This is a genomic window from Pantoea sp. Fr+CA_20 (assembly GCF_024520835.1).
In the GTDB taxonomy this organism is placed as follows: Bacteria; Pseudomonadota; Gammaproteobacteria; order Enterobacterales; family Enterobacteriaceae; genus Pantoea; species Pantoea allii.
Map to the genome: position 1 here is coordinate 1 of NZ_JALNPN010000027.1, position 18,704 is coordinate 18,704.

Annotated in this window: 16 protein-coding genes; 11 read left to right on the forward strand and 5 right to left on the reverse strand. The window is 49.8% G+C overall.

The window, feature by feature from the left end; translation table 11 throughout:
- Positions 1–220 precede the first annotated feature (220 nt).
- Together purU and NR177_RS21630 are read right to left on the reverse strand one after the other, a co-directional pair.
- Positions 221–1,069: a formyltetrahydrofolate deformylase gene (gene purU, locus NR177_RS21625; protein WP_063879807.1), complete on the reverse strand. Its 849-nt coding sequence runs from the start codon at positions 1,067–1,069 to the stop codon at positions 221–223.
- A gap of 56 nt (positions 1,070–1,125) precedes the next feature.
- Positions 1,126–1,581, reverse strand: coding sequence for a YchJ family protein (locus NR177_RS21630; RefSeq protein ID WP_096010513.1), 456 nt, complete (start codon positions 1,579–1,581; stop codon positions 1,126–1,128).
- A gap of 97 nt (positions 1,582–1,678) precedes the next feature.
- Between NR177_RS21630 and rssA the strand changes: the two genes are divergently transcribed.
- From rssA to NR177_RS21655, 5 genes are all read left to right on the forward strand, one after another.
- Complete coding sequence (gene rssA / locus NR177_RS21635; RefSeq protein ID WP_256853610.1) at positions 1,679–2,590, forward strand: patatin-like phospholipase RssA; 912 nt, start codon at positions 1,679–1,681, stop codon at positions 2,588–2,590.
- A gap of 99 nt (positions 2,591–2,689) precedes the next feature.
- The gene (rssB, locus tag NR177_RS21640) at positions 2,690–3,706 is read left to right on the forward strand and encodes a two-component system response regulator RssB (protein WP_063879804.1); all 1,017 of its coding nucleotides are present in this window, start codon (positions 2,690–2,692) and stop codon (positions 3,704–3,706) included.
- Between the two features lie 195 nt (positions 3,707–3,901).
- Positions 3,902–4,810, forward strand: coding sequence for a UTP--glucose-1-phosphate uridylyltransferase GalU (gene galU / locus NR177_RS21645; protein ID WP_063879803.1), 909 nt, complete (start codon positions 3,902–3,904; stop codon positions 4,808–4,810).
- Between the two features lie 21 nt (positions 4,811–4,831).
- Positions 4,832–6,172: a UDP-glucose/GDP-mannose dehydrogenase family protein gene (locus tag NR177_RS21650; RefSeq protein WP_096010514.1), complete on the forward strand. Its 1,341-nt coding sequence runs from the start codon at positions 4,832–4,834 to the stop codon at positions 6,170–6,172.
- Positions 6,173–6,186: 14 nt separating this feature from the next.
- Positions 6,187–7,194, forward strand: coding sequence for an NAD-dependent epimerase (locus NR177_RS21655; RefSeq protein WP_063879801.1), 1,008 nt, complete (start codon positions 6,187–6,189; stop codon positions 7,192–7,194).
- A 92-nt stretch (positions 7,195–7,286) separates the two neighbouring features.
- Here the strand turns inward: NR177_RS21655 and hns are convergent, their stop codons facing one another.
- Positions 7,287–7,694, reverse strand: a complete 408-nt coding sequence (gene hns, locus NR177_RS21660) for a histone-like nucleoid-structuring protein H-NS (RefSeq protein ID WP_063879800.1) — start codon at positions 7,692–7,694, stop codon at positions 7,287–7,289.
- A 413-nt stretch (positions 7,695–8,107) separates the two neighbouring features.
- Between hns and tdk the strand changes: the two genes are divergently transcribed.
- Positions 8,108–8,728: a thymidine kinase gene (tdk, locus tag NR177_RS21665; protein WP_063879799.1), complete on the forward strand. Its 621-nt coding sequence runs from the start codon at positions 8,108–8,110 to the stop codon at positions 8,726–8,728.
- A gap of 5 nt (positions 8,729–8,733) precedes the next feature.
- Here tdk and NR177_RS21670 read toward each other — a convergent pair whose 3' ends face one another.
- Together NR177_RS21670 and adhE are read right to left on the reverse strand one after the other, a co-directional pair.
- Positions 8,734–8,871 carry a hypothetical protein gene (locus NR177_RS21670; RefSeq protein WP_256853611.1) on the reverse strand — a complete coding sequence of 46 codons (138 nt, stop codon included), beginning with the start codon at positions 8,869–8,871 and terminating at the stop codon, positions 8,734–8,736.
- A gap of 120 nt (positions 8,872–8,991) precedes the next feature.
- Positions 8,992–11,679, reverse strand: a complete 2,688-nt coding sequence (gene adhE / locus NR177_RS21675; RefSeq protein WP_256853612.1) for a bifunctional acetaldehyde-CoA/alcohol dehydrogenase — start codon at positions 11,677–11,679, stop codon at positions 8,992–8,994.
- A 435-nt stretch (positions 11,680–12,114) separates the two neighbouring features.
- On the opposite strand from adhE, the gene NR177_RS21680 reads away from it, so the two are divergent.
- From NR177_RS21680 to oppC, 5 genes are all read left to right on the forward strand, one after another.
- On the forward strand, positions 12,115–12,762 hold the full coding sequence (locus NR177_RS21680; protein ID WP_063879797.1) for a YchE family NAAT transporter: 648 nt from the start codon (positions 12,115–12,117) through the stop codon (positions 12,760–12,762).
- 583 nt (positions 12,763–13,345) lie between these two features.
- Positions 13,346–14,962 (forward strand): ABC transporter substrate-binding protein, encoded by a 1,617-nt coding sequence (locus NR177_RS21685; RefSeq protein ID WP_256853613.1) that lies wholly within the window; start codon positions 13,346–13,348, stop codon positions 14,960–14,962.
- Between the two features lie 157 nt (positions 14,963–15,119).
- Positions 15,120–16,760, forward strand: coding sequence for an oligopeptide ABC transporter substrate-binding protein OppA (oppA, locus tag NR177_RS21690; protein ID WP_172897078.1), 1,641 nt, complete (start codon positions 15,120–15,122; stop codon positions 16,758–16,760).
- A 91-nt stretch (positions 16,761–16,851) separates the two neighbouring features.
- Complete coding sequence (gene oppB / locus NR177_RS21695) at positions 16,852–17,772, forward strand: oligopeptide ABC transporter permease OppB (protein WP_013025963.1); 921 nt, start codon at positions 16,852–16,854, stop codon at positions 17,770–17,772.
- Positions 17,773–17,786: 14 nt separating this feature from the next.
- On the forward strand, positions 17,787–18,695 hold the full coding sequence (gene oppC, locus NR177_RS21700; protein ID WP_063879794.1) for an oligopeptide ABC transporter permease OppC: 909 nt from the start codon (positions 17,787–17,789) through the stop codon (positions 18,693–18,695).
- Positions 18,696–18,704 lie beyond the last annotated feature (9 nt).

Below are 18,704 nucleotides of genomic sequence, written 5' to 3' on the forward strand. Positions count from 1 at the left end.
GGAGAAGGATTCGAACCTTCGAAGTCTGTGACGGCAGATTTACAGTCTGCTCCCTTTGGCCGCTCGGGAATCCCACCAGGGACTGAATTGTTGTGCTCTGAAGCGGGGCGCATCATACCAAATGCGCCAGGACTGTAAAGCGCCGACTGGCAAATGGTGAACCGTTTGTCCACTTTTTGCCCGTAGCGCTGGAATGTCAGCCAATCCAGCGCCGTGGCGGTTAAAGAATAATCGTGCGGTTACCGTAAACAAACACGCGCTGACCTAATACTTTATCTAACGCGCGGCTCAGGACATTTTTTTCGACGTCGCGTCCGGCACGCATCATTTCTTCTGCCGTATAGCTGTGATCGACGTTGATGACGTCCTGCATGATGATCGGGCCTTCATCAAGATTGTCGTTCACATAGTGCGCTGTCGCCCCAATGATTTTAACGCCACGCTCGTAAGCCTGGTGATAAGGCCGCGCGCCGATAAAAGCCGGCAGGAATGAGTGGTGAATGTTAATGATCTGATTGGGATAGCGCTGCACAAAACCCGGCGTCAGCACGCGCATGTACTTGGCAAGCACTACATAATCTGGCTGATAACGGTCAATTTCTTCTGCCATACGGTTGTCATGCTCTTCACGTGACAAACCTTCATGGCTGACCAGGACAAACGGAATATCGAAACGCTCCACCAGCGAACGCAGCGTATCGTGATTACCGATGACGGCGGCAATTTCCATATCCAGACCGCCAAATGCACTCTTCATCAGCAGGTCGCCAAGGCAGTGCGCTTCTTTAGTGATCAAAATAACCACACGGCGACGACCTGCGCTGTGCAGTTCACGTACGGAACCTTGTGGAAGGGCACTGTCGAGATCGGCCAGCAGGGTCGTATCGTTAAAAATCCCTTCCAGCTCTGTGCGCATAAAAAAACGGCCGGTGCGATGGTCAACAAACTCATTGTTTTGCACGATATTCAGTTCGTGCTTGTAACAAATATTGGTGATTTTGGCGATCAGACCTTTTGCATCGGGACAAATGGTTCGTAAAACTTTTCTTTGCATGGTTTGCGCTTGCATCTCAATCAGAGTCCTGTCAAAGCATTAAGGGTAAAACCGTTACGCAGGCAACTGCCTTAGCCGCAACATTTCTTGTATTTTTTATCGGCGCCACAAGGACAGCGATCGTTACGCCCAATGGCGGGCGTTATTCCGTCTACATAGTACCAGCGTTGATCCTCGCGAAGAAAGCGTGAACGCTCGTACATCGCCCGATTAACACCGTTTTCACGATAACGGGCGAAAAAAGTCACAAAGGCTTCATCCTGATTACGCCCCGGCTCACAGTGCGTGACGTTCAGGCTCAGCCATTCAGTACCAGCAAAACTTTCAGACAACAGCCCGGCAAGCGCGGGATCGCACCTGGTGGGATGCCAGGTCGAGACTAAATAGTCGACGTCGTGTTTAACGTAAGCGCAGTAGCGAGAGCGCATAAGTTGTTCAGCTGATAAGGGAATTTCTGTTCCTTTAACAAAGGGCTGACAACATAGGCTATACTGCTTGCCGCTACAACATGGGCAAGATTCGGACACATATTCTCCTGTGAGTAACAGTGGGTGTTGATGATATCGTTTACTTTATCCGACCCACGCTTGTGACGCTATGTATTGACGCCAGGACCCGAGCAAGATGAGAAAACAAAAGATTGGATTGGCTCTGGGTTCCGGTGCCGCCAAAGGATGGGCGCATATTGGCGTCATCGACGCGCTGGGAAGCGCAGGCATTGAAATCGATGTCGTCGCAGGCTGTTCCATTGGTGCCCTCGTCGGCGCGGCTTATGTCAATCATCGGCTGCCGCACATGAAAAAATGGGTCAGCGCCTTCAGCTACTGGGATGTCATCCGCTTAATGGATCTTTCCTGGCAGCGCGGTGGACTTCTGCGCGGTGAGCGGGTGTTTAATCATGTCCGTCAGCTTATTACCAACAATGCGCTCGAGGCATGTGACAAGCCTTTTGGCGTGGTGGCGACCAACTTAAGCACGGGACGTGAATTATGGCTCACCGAGGGAGAATTGCATCAGGCCGTGCGCGCTTCCTGTAGTATGCCAGGCTTATTACCACCGGTCGGCTACAATGGTTATTGGCTGGTAGATGGTGCCGTGGTGAATCCGGTACCGGTTTCACTGACTCGGGCACTGGGAGCCGATGTGGTTATTGCCGTGGATCTTCAGCACGATGCGCACCTCATGCAACCCAACTCAATGGTGCTGACGCCCCAAAGTACTGAGGAACATGCCGCAGCGGTTGCGCTCAATCTCGACTGGCGCGGAAAGTTGCGCCAGAGACTGGTCAGTTTTACCCAGCGACGGGCATCACAAATGCCGGGTGCAATGGAGATCATGGCCACTTCAATCCAGGTTTTGGAAAATCGCCTGAAGCGAAACCGGATGGCAGGCGATCCGCCCGACGTGCTCATCCAGCCGTTTTGTCCACAAATATCCACGTTGGACTTTCATCGTGCTGAAGAAGCTATTGCGGCGGGGAAGGTTGCCGTTGAGAAACAAATGGATGAATTATTACCGCTGGTCCGTAGAAGATAATCTGGTTGTTCACGCACAGATGTTACTTCGGTCTATTCTGAAAGGCGCAACTGCGTTTTATGAACCACTATTGAATTATCGGGTACGCAGGGGGATGGAATGGAAAAACCACTGATCGGCAAAAAGATACTCATTGTCGAAGATGAGGCCGTTTTCCGTTCGCTATTAAACCAATTTCTGTCGTCCATGGGTGCTGTCACGGTTGAAGCAGAAGATGGCCTGCAGGCTATTGAGCAACTTAAGCAGCATTCTGTGGAGCTGGTCATTTGTGATCTGGAGATGCCTGTCATGAGCGGCATCGAATTCGTCGAGCATGTCCGTAGCCGTGGCAACAGCGTGCCGATTCTGATCATTTCGGCCACGGAAAATATGTCCGATATCGCGCAGGTGCTGCGTCTTGGCGTGCAGGATGTGCTGCTCAAACCGTTAAAAAACTTCGAGCGCTTCCGCGAGGCGGTCTACGAATGCCTTTACCCCTCCATGTTTACGTCGAAGGTTGAGGAAGACGAACAGCTGTTTCAGGACTGGGATGCGCTGGTTCGCGATCCGTCAGCGGCAGCAAAACTCCTTAAAGAGCTTCAGCCACCTGTCCAGCAACGTATTGCTAACTGCCGAATTAATTATCGCCAACTGACAATGGCAGAGCAGCCCGGTCTGGTGCTGGATATTGCCGCGCTTTCTGATAAAGACCTCGCCTTTTATTGTCTTGATGTCACCCGCGCCGGCGACAACGGCGTTTTGGCCGCTTTGCTCCTGCGCGCATTATTTAATGGATTACTGCAAGAACAGTTATCAGGACAAAAGCAGCGTTTGCCGGAGCTGAGCAGTTTGCTCAGACAGGTTAATTTACTGCTGCGCCAGGCTAACTTAACCGGCCAGTTTCCGTTGCTGGTGGGATATTACCATCGCGGATTAAAAAATTTGGTGCTGGTTTCAGCGGGATTAAATGCCACTTTGCATGTTCAGGCCCATCAAATACAACTCAGTAACGGTGTACCTCTTGGCACTATGGGCAGTACACATACTAACCAAATTAGTCAGCGTGCGGATGACTGGCAATGCCATATTTGGGGGGCCGGAGGCCGCATACGACTGATGTTATCGTCTGATCAGTAAACCCTGATGAATGTTTTATTATCGCCCGCAAGACAGGGCCAGAAGTTAGCTTTACACTTGGGTAATAGTCTTAAATTCTCCGGATAGATGTCTTCCAGGATAAATCCGTTCGCGAGTAACTGATATACTCATTTCCGAATTTAAACCGACATATCAAGCATTAAAACTTGAACGGCCTATAAGAGAGGTATTTTGATGTCTGCCTATAAGACCAAAGTTAAGAAAGCGGTAATTCCGGTAGCTGGTTTGGGTACGCGTATGCTTCCTGCTACCAAAGCGATTCCAAAAGAAATGTTACCGCTGGTTGATAAGCCGTTAATTCAGTATGTCGTTAACGAGTGTATTGCTGCGGGTATCAATGAGATCGTACTGGTTACTCACTCATCTAAAAACGCCATTGAGAACCACTTCGACACCAGTTTCGAACTGGAATCCATGCTGGAAAAACGTGTTAAGCGTCAGCTGCTGGACGAAATTCAGTCTATCTGTCCTCCGCACGTGACCATCATGCAGGTACGTCAGGGTATCGCTAAAGGTCTGGGCCACGCCGTTATGTGCGCGCATCCATTGATTGGTGATGAGCCTGTTGCCGTTATTCTGCCGGATGTCATCATCGACGAATACGAATCTAACCCAACCAAAGATAACCTGGCAGAAATGCTCAGCCGTTATGAAGAATCCGGCCGCAGCCAGATCATGGTTGAGCCAGTCAGCGATGTGACGGCTTACGGTGTGGTGGACTGTCAGGGTGCAGAACTGAATCCTGGCGACAGCGCACCGATGGTGGGCGTGGTTGAGAAACCTAAAGCGTCTGAGGCCCCATCTAACCTCGCGGTTGTAGGTCGTTACGTTCTGTCTGCTGACATCTGGCCTCTGCTGGCGAAAACGCCTCCAGGTGCGGGTGGCGAAGTTCAGCTCACCGACTCTATCGCCATGCTGATGGACAAAGAAACCGTCGAAGCTTATCACCTGAAAGGGGTAAGTCATGACTGTGGTAACAAACTGGGCTACATGCAGGCTTTCGTTGAATATGGTGTTCGCCATCCGGTGTTGGGCAAAGAGTTCACAGAATGGCTCAACAAAACCGTTAGCGATAAAAAGTAATTTTAAACACAGGATAGCTCAATGAAAGTCACTGTATTTGGTATCGGCTATGTCGGTCTGGTTCAGGCTGCGGTGTTGGCCGAAGTCGGACATGACGTTCTCTGCATTGATGTGGATGAAAAGAAGGTCGAAAACCTTAAACAAGGCAAGATCCCCATTTTTGAACCGGGTCTGACGCCGCTGGTAATGTCGAATTACGAATCGGGCCGTCTGAAGTTCAGCACTGATGCTGCACTGGGCGTGAATCATGGCGTGATGCAGTTTATCGCCGTGGGTACACCGCCTGACGAAGATGGCTCGGCCGACCTGAAATATGTTACTGCTGTGGCACGTACCATTGCTCAGCATATGACCGATCACAAAGTCGTCATTGATAAGTCAACGGTGCCAGTGGGAACCGCTGACCGCGTCCGTGCCGTCATGACAGAAACCCTGAAGGCGCGTGATGCCAACATCAGCTTTGATGTGGTGTCCAACCCAGAGTTTCTGAAAGAAGGTGCGGCAGTTAATGACTGCATGCGCCCAGAGCGTATCGTCGTAGGGACGGACAATGACGATGTTGTGGAGCTGTTGCGTGAGCTGTACGAGCCATTCAACCGTAACCACGATCGCATGATCCTGATGGATATTCGCAGTGCAGAACTGACTAAGTACGCGGCTAACTGCATGCTGGCGACCAAAATCAGCTTTATGAACGAAATTTCCAATCTCGCAGAACGTTTAGGCGCGGATATCGAAAAAGTGCGCCAGGGGATTGGGTCTGACTCACGCATCGGCTATCACTTTATCTATCCAGGCTGCGGCTATGGCGGTTCCTGCTTCCCGAAAGACGTTCAGGCGCTTATTCGTACGGCTGAATCCATTGGCTATACGCCACGCCTGTTGAAGGCGGTGGAAGACGTCAATGACAGTCAGAAGACCAAGCTGCCGACCTTTATCAAACGCCACTTTGGTGACGATCTTAAGGGTAAAACGTTTGCCCTGTGGGGTTTGTCATTTAAACCTAACACCGATGATATGCGTGAAGCATCAAGCCGCGTGTTAATGGAAACCTTATGGGAAGCTGGCGCATCCGTTCAGGCCTTCGATCCCGAAGCCATGGATGAAGCGCAACGCATCTATGGTCATCGCGATGATTTGAAGCTGATGGGTACCAAAGAGGCGGCATTGCACGGTGCAGACGGCCTGGTGATTTGTACGGAATGGCAGAACTTCCGTGCACCTGACTTTGACGTTATTAAGAATGCACTGAAAGAACCCGTGATTTTTGATGGGCGTAACCTGTATGATCCAGAGCGTATCAGCAAACGCGGCTTCGTTTATTATGCAATCGGCCGCGGAGCATCTATCCAGGCTGTGTGATTAACGAGGGATTTATGAATTTTCTGGTTACCGGCGCAGCAGGCTTTATTGGCTTTCATGTAAGTCAACGCCTGCTGGCCGCCGGTCACCAGGTTGTCGGTATTGACAACCTGAATGACTACTACGATGTAAACCTTAAACAAGCTCGCCTTGATGTCATCGGCGATAATCCATCTTTTACCTTCATCAAAGTCGATTTGGCCGATCGCCAGGCTATTGCCGCACTTTTTGCACAGCACAACTTTCAACGCGTTATTCATTTGGCCGCTCAGGCAGGGGTACGTTATTCCATTGAAAATCCCCATGCTTATGCCGATGCCAACGTTATTGGGCACCTGAATATACTCGAAGGGTGCCGCCATCATAAAATCGAACATCTGCTCTATGCGTCATCCAGTTCGGTTTATGGCTTAAATAACAAGATGCCATTCTCAACAGAGGACAGTGTCGATCATCCGGTTTCATTGTATGCAGCGACCAAAAAAGCCAATGAGCTGATGTCGCATACTTACTCACATCTTTATCAATTACCCACAACCGGATTACGTTTTTTCACGGTATATGGTCCGTGGGGACGTCCGGACATGGCATTGTTTAAATTTACTCGGGCAATGCTCGCCGGTGAAGCGATAGATGTGTATAACCAAGGGCAAATGAAGCGCGACTTTACCTATATTGATGATGTAGTCGAGGCGATCGTTCGTTTGCAGGATGTGGTTCCGCAAGCCGATGTTAACTGGACCGTTGAAACGGGTTCTGCCGCGTCAAGCTCAGCCCCCTATAGTGTTTATAACCTGGGCAATAGCCAGCCTGTGAGTCTGATTCACTATATTGAGGCGATTGAAAAAGCGCTTGGCATATCGGCAAATAAAAACCTGATGCCAATGCAACCCGGCGATGTCCTGGCAACCAGCGCCGATACGACAGCGTTATATAATGCCATTGGATTTAAACCACAAACCGGTGTCGATGAAGGCGTCAGACGCTTTGTTGACTGGTACCGTAATTTTTACTCGGTGTGAAAAATAAAAAAGGAAGCAGTCGCTTCCTTTTTTTTGGTGTTAGTAATCAAATAGCTAAAGTGAAGCCAACAAAGAGCGAAACACGCCATTCATTACAGCAGGAAGTCGTCTAACTGCTTACCTTGTTCTTCCATGGCTTTTTTGATTGCTGCTGGCGTACGGCCCTGGCCTGTCCAGGTTTTAGCATCGCCATTTTCGTCAACAAACTGATATTTTGCAGGGCGAGCAGCACGTTTGGCTTTGCCTGAACTTTTTGATTCTGACAGCGCGCCGAATAATTCATTGGGATCGATGCCATCGGCTAACAGCATTTCACGATATTGCTCAAGTTTACGCGCACGTTCTTCGTTTTCTGCTTTGGAGTGTGACTCTTCATCGCGACGCTCATTTACCACGACTTCAAGTTTTTCCAGCATTTCTTCCAGTGTTTCCAAAGAACACTCTCTGGCCTGGGCACGCAGCGTGCGGATATTATTAAGATTTTTAAGTGCTTCGCTCATTGTCCTGATCTCTGAATAATTAATAGGAGAGTTGTTCTGCCCGCTAATAGTAGTGGTGGAGAAAAATAACTTCAACATTAAATTAATTTTTAGCTTAAAAAGAGGAAAGAAGCAATTTAATGAATTATTAATTCGGCCTGATAACGTGTGGCAGCTGTACCCGTGAATCAACGAGAACATTAAGCGCTTAGCGGAAAATGCGCTTGCGCATAAAGGGTAAATTAATGGTTAACCATGAAAGTGCTTTAATATTTATCTCTTAAACAAGACAAATCGCCGTGCCATATTAACCAGACATTATCAATTAGTGGTGCTAATCTGAACAGAAGATGCTGAAAATCACCACGGCATCAGGGAGCAGATATGGTAAAATCGCCATTATTTTGTTTCATCATATCTGAGAAACGGCGCACATGGCTCAACTCTATTTCTACTATTCAGCAATGAATGCAGGTAAATCAACCGCTCTTTTGCAGTCATCTTACAATTACCAGGAACGCGGTATGCGAACGCTGGTCTATACCGCGGAAATCGATAATCGCTTTGGCGCAGGTAAGGTCAGTTCGCGTATTGGATTATCCTCACCGGCGGTACTGTATAATGCTGACAGCCAACTGGATGTGGAGATTGCACAAGAGCATGCACGCCAGCCTGTGCATTGTGTTCTGGTGGATGAAAGCCAGTTTCTGACGCGTGAACAGGTTAAGGCGCTGTCTGACGTGGTGGATGACCTGGATATTCCGGTACTGTGCTACGGGCTGCGGACCGACTTTCTTGGCGAGCTCTTTATCGGCAGTCAGTATCTGCTGGCCTGGGCAGATAAGCTGGTTGAACTGAAGACGGTTTGTCACTGCGGACGTAAAGCGGGCATGGTGCTGCGCCTCGACAGCGATGGTAAACCTTTCAGAGAAGGGGAACAGGTGGTGATTGGTGGAAATGAACGTTATATCTCGGTATGCCGTAAGCATTATAAGAAGGCGATAGAGCAGGGATGTTTGCAGGCCATTCATGGCGCGCAAACGCCCGTCGACTGATGATGTCACTCAATGGATTCGCTGCGGTTTGCCAGACCTTTCTCTGTTAAGGCCTCAAGCCTGTCGCGTTGCATAGCCCCAAATAAGCGATAAGTCCGGTTCAGGACGCCGTTATCATTCGTCATCGCGATCATCGCGATCATCGCGCTAGCCAGGAGAGCGACGACGTTCTGCGTAACAGCACAGTAACTGCAATAAAAAACCCCTTGAGGCGCGTGCCAGACAAGGGGTTTTACAGCCCGTATTACCGGGCATTAACCTGATTAGGCTTTTTTAGCTTTCTTCGCCGCTTTACTGTCACCGACCGGCTGATCCATTGCCGCTTCAGCGGCACCTGAATAAGGCTCCACAAATTTGCGGCCATAATAGCTGTCAAGCATCAGCTGTTTCAGTTCGGCAATTAACGGATAGCGTGGGTTAGCGCCAGTACACTGGTCATCAAAGGCATCTTCGGCCAGTTTGTCCACTTTCGCCAGGAAATCGGCCTCCTGAACGCCGGCTTCACGAATTGAGGCCGGGATACCCAGTTCGGTTTTGATTTCGTCCAGCCAGGTCAGCAGTTTTTCGATTTTCTGCGCGGTACGATCGCCCGGAGCCGTCAGACCCAGGTGATCCGCGACTTCAGCATAACGACGACGTGCCTGCGGGCGGTCGTACTGGCTGAATGCGGTTTGCTTAGTCGGATTGTCATTGGCGTTATAGCGGATGACATTGGAAATCAGCAGCGAGTTAGCCAGTCCATGAGGAATATGGAACTCCGAGCCCAGCTTATGCGCCATTGAGTGGCAAACCCCCAGGAAGGCATTGGCAAAAGCTATACCGGCAATGGTGGCGGCATTGTGTACACGTTCACGGGCTACCGGGTTTTTGGCCCCCTCTGCATAGCTGGCGGGTAAATGCTCTTTGAGTAGCTTAAGTGCCTGCAGCGCCTGACCATCAGAATATTCATTTGCCAGGACGGACACATAGGCTTCAAGCGCATGGGTTACCGCATCCAGACCACCAAAGGCACAGAGTGAACGTGGCATATCCATGACCAGGTTCGCATCCACGATGGCCATATCCGGCGTCAGAGCGTAATCCGCCAGCGGATATTTCTGCCCGGTGGCGTCATCCGTTACTACCGCAAAAGGCGTCACTTCAGAACCGGTACCGGAGGTGGTGGTAATCGCCACCATACGTGCTTTCACGCCCATTTTCGGGAATTTATAGATACGTTTGCGGATATCCATAAAGCGCAGCGCCAGCTCTTCGAAATGGGTTTCCGGATGTTCATACATGACCCACATAATTTTGGCCGCATCCATCGGGGAACCGCCGCCCAGCGCCAGAATGACGTCGGGTTTAAAGCTGTTCATTTGTTCTGCGCCTTTGCGCACGATGCTTAATGTGGGGTCCGCTTCAACCTCAAAGAACACTTCGGTTTCGATACCGTGGGATTTTAAGACGCGGGTAACCTGATCGGCGTAGCCATTATTGAACAGGAAGCGGTCTGTCACCACAAACGCGCGTTTTGCCCCGTCGGTAGCGATCTCTTCCAGGGCAATGGGTAAAGAGCCACGACGGAAGTAAATGGACTTTGGAAGTTTATGCCACAACATATTTTCAGCTCGCTTGGCTACGGTTTTCTTATTGATCAGATGTTTAGGTCCAACGTTTTCAGAAATGGAGTTACCACCCCAGGAACCACAGCCCAATGTCAGAGAGGGGGCGAGTTTAAAGTTGTACAAATCACCAATGCCGCCCTGAGAGGCCGGAGTATTGATAAGAATGCGGGCCGTTTTCATTTTGTCGCCAAAGTAGTGCACGCGTTCTGTCTGATTGTCCTGATCGGTATAAAGACAGGAGGTGTGACCAATGCCGCCCATCGCCACCAGTTTTTCCGCTTTGCTGACGGCATCCTCATAATCTTTAGCACGGTACATCGCAAGTGTCGGCGACAGCTTTTCATGGGCAAAAGGTTCTGATTCATCGACCCGTTCAACTTCACCAATCAGGATTTTTGTTTCTGCCGGAACGCTGAGGCCAGCCATCTCTGCAATTTTCACCGCGGGCTGACCGACAATGGCGGCGTTAAGCCCGCCGTTTTTCAGAATAATATTTTGTACGGCACTGAGATCCTGTCCCTTGAGCAGATAGCCGCCATGGCTGGAGAAGCGCTCACGCACGGCGTCATAAACGGAGTCCACCACGATGACAGACTGCTCAGAGGCGCAGATCACGCCGTTGTCGAACGTTTTCGACATCAAAATGGACGCGACGGCGCGCTTAATATCGGCGGTTTCATCAATCACCACCGGCGTGTTACCCGCCCCTACGCCAATAGCCGGTTTTCCTGAGCTGTACGCGGCTTTAACCATGCCGGGTCCACCTGTAGCAAGAATCAGGTTGATATCGGGGTGATGCATCAGCTGATTGGACAGTTCAACAGAAGGCGCGTCGATCCAGCCGATAATGTCTTTAGGCGCGCCAGCAGCGATGGCAGCCTGCAGTACAATATCCGCCGCTTTATTGGTTGCGTCTTTGGCGCGAGGGTGAGGTGAGAAGATAATGCCGTTGCGGGTTTTAAGGCTGATAAGGGCTTTAAAGATAGCGGTCGACGTGGGGTTGGTTGTGGGAACAATGCCGCAAATCAGGCCGATGGGTTCAGCAATCGTGATGGTGCCAAAAGTGTCATCGGTTTGCAGCACGCCGCAGGTTTTTTCATCCTTGTAAGCGTTATAGATATATTCAGAAGCAAAGTGGTTTTTGATAACTTTATCTTCAACAATGCCCATGCCGGATTCTGCAACCGCCATTTTAGCGAGGGGAATGCGGGCATCGGCGGCGGCCAGCGCAGCGGCGCGGAAGATGGCATCGACCTGTTGTTGAGAAAAGTTGGCGAATTCTTGCTGGGCTTTTTTTACACGTTCAACCAGTGCATTGAGTTCAGCGACATTAGTAACGGCCATTGTGCTCTCCTGAGGAAGTTAAACTTTTTTAGTAAACAAGCCTGAGTCCCTGAGTATAGTTATGATGCAAACGCCAACCATTTCGGGAGTAAAGCAGCAAGTTTTCAATTGTTTACTAAAAGCGCTTTCTTGCGGTTTAAACGTGAGACACGCGTTGCTGACAGGCAAAGAGTACCTGGTTTGGGGGAGACCAATGATGATTCAGATCAATTTAGATCGCGGCTGACACCTTTCAGCCAGCCCGGGATCACAGCCATACGACGAAGTAAAAAGACCGTAATAAAAGTAACATCTACCGCAGGATATTTAATGGCTGGTAGAACGCGCTAAAGTGTAAGTAAATTAACAGAATAAATAACTAACAGCTCATCTGGCGCCCAGGGCATTTTTCCCTTACATTAGGCGCGTTTTTTCATCTGGGATGTGGAGTCAACCGTGAATCCTGCGCTATTAGATCTGTCTGGCTATATCAAGTTTTTCGTAGGCCTGTTTGCACTGGTTAACCCCATTGGCATCATTCCGGTATTTATCAGCATGACCCGTTATCAGGGCGTGGCTGAACGCAATAAAACCAATCTGACGGCAAATCTCGCCGTGGCGATTATTCTTTGGACTTCACTGTTTTTAGGCGATGCGATCCTGCATGTTTTTGGTATCTCTATCGATTCGTTCCGCATTGCAGGCGGTATTCTGGTCGTGACGATCGCCATGTCGATGATCAGCGGAAAGTTGGGCGAGGATAAACAAAACAAGCAGGAAAAATCGGAGACGGCCATTCGGGAAAGTGTCGGCGTGGTTCCGCTGGCGCTGCCGTTAATGGCTGGCCCTGGCGCGATCAGTTCGACCATCGTCTGGAGTACCCGCTACCATAACTGGCTTAATCTACTGGGTTTTACCGTAGCTATTGCCATTTTTGCCTTCAGCTGTTGGTTACTGTTCCGCGCTGCTCCCTTGATGGTCAGGTTGTTAGGGCAGACCGGTATTAACGTCATCACCCGTATCATGGGGTTATTGTTAATGGCCCTGGGGATTGAATTTGTCGTTACCGGGATTAAAGCGATTTTTCCCGGTCTGGTCGGATAAAAAGGCACTTATTTAAAAAAAAATAATAAGAAGCGCGCTAATCTGGTGCAAATTCCGGTTGTTTTGCACCATTTTAATGCAATTATTTATCTGTCTTCATATCCCTCGCCAGTTATCACTTCCACTAATAGCTTCCTGCTCCCACTCCGTGCCCGCATTCTCCCCCTGTCACTATTTTCACATTACATTCTGCTTTAACTGCCTAAGTTGGCATGATTAATGCTGGTATACGTCCCAAAAAGCGTTTTTAAATGATGGGGCGAGGTGAAATAACCCTACAACAACACAGTCAAACGGCTGGATTGTTATTTTTTGGTTAAATTACCATCAAATCGATGAGTCTGTTTATTAATCAGTCTGTTAAGCTATTTTTATGGCGAAAATTAACACTTCCTCTGGGAAAAATCTCATGATAAAAGAGAATCAGGTAACATTTTAGCTATTTAGTTTTGGCGCCCCTCAACGGCATCTGCTAATTTTCGGCGCATCGATAAAGTTTTCCCGAATGTCCAAACAATAAGATTTATTCCTTATTGATGACGGGATGGCAGAATAAAAGTTGGCACTTAACAAGGGTTGGTAAATGAACACGCAGCACTATCTGGCTTGTTTAGCATTAAGTATGACAGTTTTACCCACCAGTGCCGCGACTGTGCCATCAGATGTCGCTTTGTCCGCAAACCAACAAATCGTCATTAATAACGGATCAGAAGTGGCCTCACTTGACCCGCATAAGACAGAAGGTGTGCCGGAGTCGAACATCATCCTCAACCTGCTGGACGGGTTGGTTAACACGGATAATGATGGCAAGGTCGTGCCGGGCGTTGCCGAAAGCTGGCAAAATCAGCAGGGCAAAGTCTGGACATTTACGCTGCGCGACAATGCTAAATGGAGCAACGGTGAGCCGGTGACGGCAAAGGATTTCGTTTATAGCTGGCGTCGTCTTGCCGATCCTAAAACGGCTTCCCCTTATGCCAGTTATTTGCAGGCTGCGCACATTGCCAATGTTGAGGCGATTCTTGCCGGTAAAGTCGCCCCAGACCAACTGGGAGTGAAAGCCCTTGATGACCGCCATCTGCAGGTTACCTTAACCGAGCCGGTGCCCTATTTAGTGGCAATGCTGGCGCACACCGCGATGAAGCCCGTCTATGCACCTGCGATTGAACAGTGGGGCGAAGCATGGACACAACCCGGCCACTACATCGGCAACGGTGCCTATACGCTGAGCGACTGGGTAGTGAATGAAAAAATCGTCCTGAAGCGTAATCCGCGCTACTGGAACAACCGCCAGACCGTCATTGAGCAAGGAACGTTTTTACCGATCAGCTCGGAAAACAGCGATATCAATCGTTATCGTAGCGGTGGCATTGATATGACCAACAGCGCGGTTCCGCCTGACATGTTCGCTAAATTGCGTAAAGACATCGGCGATGAAGTGAAAGTCAGTCCGCTGCTCTGCACCTTTTATTACGAAATTAATAATAAAAAACCACCGTTTACCGATGCACGCGTTCGCGCGGCCATCAAAATGACGCTGGATCGCGACATCATCGCCAATAAAATTATGGGACAGGGGCAAATTCCTGCCTACAGCTTTACACCGCCTTATACCGCAGGCGCAAAATTAGCCGCGCCTGCGTGGATGGCCTGGTCACAGCCGCAACGAAATGACGCGGCGAAAAAATTGCTGGCCGAGGCCGGTTATAACGATAAAAACCCGCTGCGGTTTACGCTGCTTTATAACACCTCGGATCAAAACAAAACCCAGGCTATCGCCGCCGCGTCCATGTGGCAACGCAACCTGGGCGCGCAGGTGACGTTACAAAATCAGGAATGGAAAACCCTGCTGGAAACACGTCATCAGGCACAATATGACGTGGTTCGCGCCACCTGGTGTGCGGATTACAATGAGCCCTCTACTTTCCTCAATATGTTCCAGAGTCAGTCGTCGACCAATACGGCGTTTTACCGCAGCGCGGAATACGATCGCCTGTTAGCCGCAACATTAACAACTGAGAATGAAGCCGATCGCGCATTATTGTATCAGCAGGCTGAAACACAACTCGACAAAGACTCAGCAATTGTGCCAGTTTACTATCGCGTCAGTGTGCGACTGGTCAAACCCTGGATTGGCGGGTTTACCGGCCACGATCCGCAGGACATGACAGATCTGAAATATTATTTTATTAAACAACACTGAGTCACGCGCTTAACCGGCGGCACAGCCGGGAAGGGCGTGACCGTGCAGACCACACTACAGGGTCAATACTCCCCGGCAGGCAAACACCGGGGACCCGAATACGGGGAACGCTGAGGTCGCAAATACCCTCAGTGAAAATAAAAAACTGGAGTTATGAATGAACAACATCACGAAGAAAACCCTGATTGCTGCCAGCGTCTTTGCAGCGATGAGTGCGTTCACAGCGAACAGCGTTATGGCAGCCACGGTACCTGCTGGGGTTGAACTGGCCGCGAAGCAGGAGCTGGTTAAAGGAAACGGTAGCGAAATCCAGTCGATGGATCCGCATAAAATTGAAGGCGTGCCGGAATCAAACGTCAGCCACGATTTGTTTGAAGGGCTGGTGATTAGTGATACGGATGGCCACCCAATCCCGGGCGTAGCGGAAAGCTGGGATAATAAAGATTTTAAGGTCTGGACCTTCCATCTGCGTAAAAATGCCAAATGGTCGAATGGTGAGCCGGTAACGGCACAGGACTTTGTTTACAGCTGGCAGCGTCTGGCGAATCCTAAAACGGCATCGCCTTATGCTAGCTTCTTGCAATATGGTCACCTTGAGAATGTTGACGATATTATTGCCGGTAAGAAAAGTCCGTCTGAGTTAGGTGTGAAAGCCCTGGACGACCACACCCTGCAGGTCACCCTGGATGAACCTGTACCTTATTTTTACAAATTGCTGATCCACTCATCGATGTCACCAGTGAATAAAGGCGCAATCGAGAAGTATGGTGACCAGTGGACTTTACCGCAAAACATGGTCAGCAATGGTGCCTTCAAGCTTGATTCCCATGTTGTCAACGAACGCATTACGTTAGTACGCAACCCAGACTATTGGGATAATGCGCACACTGTATTGAACAAAGTAACCTTCCTGCCCATTTCCTCAGAAGTTAGTGATGTTAACCGCTACTTCTCCGATAACGGCAGCGACATGACCTATAACAATATGCCGATTGAGCTGTTTAAGAAATTACAGCGTGATAACGGTAAAGAACTGCATGTCGATCCGTATCTGTGCACTTACTATTATGAAATTAACAACCAGAAAGCGCCATTTACCGATCCGCGCGTGCGTGCTGCACTGAAACTGGGTCTTGATCGCGACATCATCGTAGATAAGGTACTGGCTCAGGGGCAGAAGCCAGCATATAGCTATACACCACCGGCAACTGATGGCATGTCATTGTTAAAACCAGACTGGTTTACCTGGTCGCAGGAAAAACGCAACGCTGAAGCGAAAAAATTGTTGGCCGAAGCGGGTTATACGCCTGAAAAACCGCTGACGTTTAATTTGCTGTATAACACGTCGGATTTGCATAAAAAGCTGGCTATCGCTGCCTCTTCAATCTGGGCAAAAAACCTGGGCGTCAAAGTGAAACTGGAGAACCAGGAGTGGAAAACTTTCCTGGATACGCGTCATCAGGGCAACTTTGATGTTGCACGTGCTGGCTGGTGTGCCGACTACAACGAACCAACGTCATTCCTGAACACCATGCTGTCAGACAGCAGTAATAACACGCCACACTATAAGAGCCCTGAGTTTGATAAGGTGATGAAAGATGCGTTGGCTGCTGGGGATGAAAAAGCCCGTGCCGCCGATTATCAGAAAGCCGAACAGATTCTGGATAAAGATTCCGTTATCGTGCCACTTTACTACTACGTCAATACACGTTTAGTGAAGCCGTATGTGGGTGGCTATACCGGTAAGGATCCACTGGATTACACCTACGATAAAAACCTGTATATCATCAAGCACTAACAGAACATATACCAAGAACAGCGGCGGCGCCTCGCGCGCCGCCTGTACTTTTTTTAATGCAATGTGAAGCACCAGCCTGGTAGGTACGGCAATGTTAAAATTCATCCTGCGTCGATTGCTTGAAGCAATTCCGACGCTTTTCGTTCTGATTACCATCTCCTTCTTTATGATGCGACTGGCACCCGGCAGTCCTTTTACCAGCGAGCGCACGCTCTCGCCAGAGGTCATGGCAAATATTGAGGCGAAATATCACCTCAACGATCCTATCGGCAAGCAATATGTTGATTATCTTATTCAACTGGCGCACGGCGATTTTGGTCCCTCGTTTAAATACAAAGATTATTCGGTGAACTACCTGGTCGGTCATGCGTTTCCGGTTTCTGCCAAGCTGGGCCTTGCCGCCTTTATTCTGGCGGTGGTGCTGGGGGTAACGGCCGGCGTAATCGCGGCGCTGAAACAAAACAGCCTGTGGGATTATGTTGTGATGGGGGTGGCAATGACCGGCGTGGTGATACCCAGTTTCGTGGTCGCACCGCTATTGGTTCTGGTTTTCGCTATCACGCTTAAGTGGCTCCCCGGCGGCGGCTGGAACGGCGGACAATGGAACTACATGCTGCTGCCGATGGTGGCGCTCTCACTCGCCTATATCGCCAGTATCGCGCGTATTACCCGCGGCTCAATGATTGAAGTTATGCACTCCAACTTTATTCGTACCGCGCGTGCGAAAGGTTTGCCGTTGCGTCGTATCGTATTACGTCATGCACTGAAGCCTGCGCTGTTGCCAGTGATTTCTTATATGGGACCGGCCTTTGTCGGCATTATCACCGGCTCTATGGTCATTGAGTCCATCTACGGATTGCCGGGCATTGGTCAGCTGTTCGTGAACGGTGCGCTGAACCGTGATTACTCACTGGTGCTGAGCCTGACCATTCTGGTGGGGTTATTAACCATTCTGTTTAACGCGATTGTCGATGTGCTGTACGCCGTAATCGACCCGAAAATCCGCTACTGATTCTGGAGTTCGCCATGATGTTAAGTAAGAAAAATAGCGAAGCTCTTGATGCATTCAGTGAAAAACTGGAAGTCGAAGGGCGTAGCCTGTGGCAGGATGCCCGACGTCGTTTTATCCATAACCGTGCCGCGTTAATTAGCCTGATGGTGCTGATGCTCATCACGCTGTTTGTGATTTTCGCGCCTATGCTGTCACAGTTCTCCTATTTCGATACAGACTGGGGAATGATGTCATCACCGCCGGATACGACCTCGGGTCACTGGTTCGGCACTGACTCATCAGGGCGCGATTTATTGGTGCGCGTCGCCATTGGGGGGCGTATTTCCCTGATGGTCGGGATTGCCGCCGCCCTGATCGCCGTCATCGTCGGCACCCTGTACGGTTCAATCGCTGGTTACCTCGGGGGGAAAACGGATTCCGTGATGATGCGTATTCTGGAAATCCTTAACTCCTTCCCGTTCATGTTCTTCGTTATCCTGCTGGTGACCTTCTTTGGCCGCAATATCCTGCTTATTTTTGCCGCTATCGGTATGGTTTCCTGGCTGGACATGGCGCGTATCGTGCGTGGTCAGACCTTAAGCCTGAAACGCAAAGAGTTTATCGAAGCCGCGCATGTCGGTGGCGTTTCCACCTGGAAAATTGTGACGCGCCATATCGTCCCTAACGTACTGGGTGTGGTGGTGGTTTACGCTTCGCTGCTGGTGCCCAGTATGATTCTGTTTGAATCTTTCCTGAGCTTCCTGGGGCTGGGAACCCAGGAGCCCTTGAGTAGCTGGGGCGCATTGCTTAGCGATGGTGCTAACTCCATGGAAGTCTCGCCATGGCTGTTACTGTTCCCGGCGGTTTTCCTGGTTGTCACCTTGTTCTGTTTCAACTTTATTGGCGATGGCCTGCGTGATGCCCTCGACCCCAAAGATCGTTAAGGAGTTTCC

Coding starts and splice junctions, on each gene's coding strand:
- purU (WP_063879807.1), bottom strand. CDS start 1,069: ATGCAAGCGCAAACCATGCAAAGAAAAGTTTTACGAACCATTTGTCCC.
- rssA (WP_256853610.1), top strand. CDS start 1,679: ATGAGAAAACAAAAGATTGGATTGGCTCTGGGTTCCGGTGCCGCCAAA.
- rssB (WP_063879804.1), top strand. CDS start 2,690: ATGGAAAAACCACTGATCGGCAAAAAGATACTCATTGTCGAAGATGAG.
- galU (WP_063879803.1), top strand. CDS start 3,902: ATGTCTGCCTATAAGACCAAAGTTAAGAAAGCGGTAATTCCGGTAGCT.
- NR177_RS21650 (WP_096010514.1), top strand. CDS start 4,832: ATGAAAGTCACTGTATTTGGTATCGGCTATGTCGGTCTGGTTCAGGCT.
- NR177_RS21655 (WP_063879801.1), top strand. CDS start 6,187: ATGAATTTTCTGGTTACCGGCGCAGCAGGCTTTATTGGCTTTCATGTA.
- hns (WP_063879800.1), bottom strand. CDS start 7,694: ATGAGCGAAGCACTTAAAAATCTTAATAATATCCGCACGCTGCGTGCC.
- tdk (WP_063879799.1), top strand. CDS start 8,108: ATGGCTCAACTCTATTTCTACTATTCAGCAATGAATGCAGGTAAATCA.
- NR177_RS21670 (WP_256853611.1), bottom strand. CDS start 8,871: ATGATCGCGATGATCGCGATGACGAATGATAACGGCGTCCTGAACCGG.
- adhE (WP_256853612.1), bottom strand. CDS start 11,679: ATGGCCGTTACTAATGTCGCTGAACTCAATGCACTGGTTGAACGTGTA.
- NR177_RS21685 (WP_256853613.1), top strand. CDS start 13,346: ATGAACACGCAGCACTATCTGGCTTGTTTAGCATTAAGTATGACAGTT.
- oppA (WP_172897078.1), top strand. CDS start 15,120: ATGAACAACATCACGAAGAAAACCCTGATTGCTGCCAGCGTCTTTGCA.
- oppB (WP_013025963.1), top strand. CDS start 16,852: ATGTTAAAATTCATCCTGCGTCGATTGCTTGAAGCAATTCCGACGCTT.
- oppC (WP_063879794.1), top strand. CDS start 17,787: ATGATGTTAAGTAAGAAAAATAGCGAAGCTCTTGATGCATTCAGTGAA.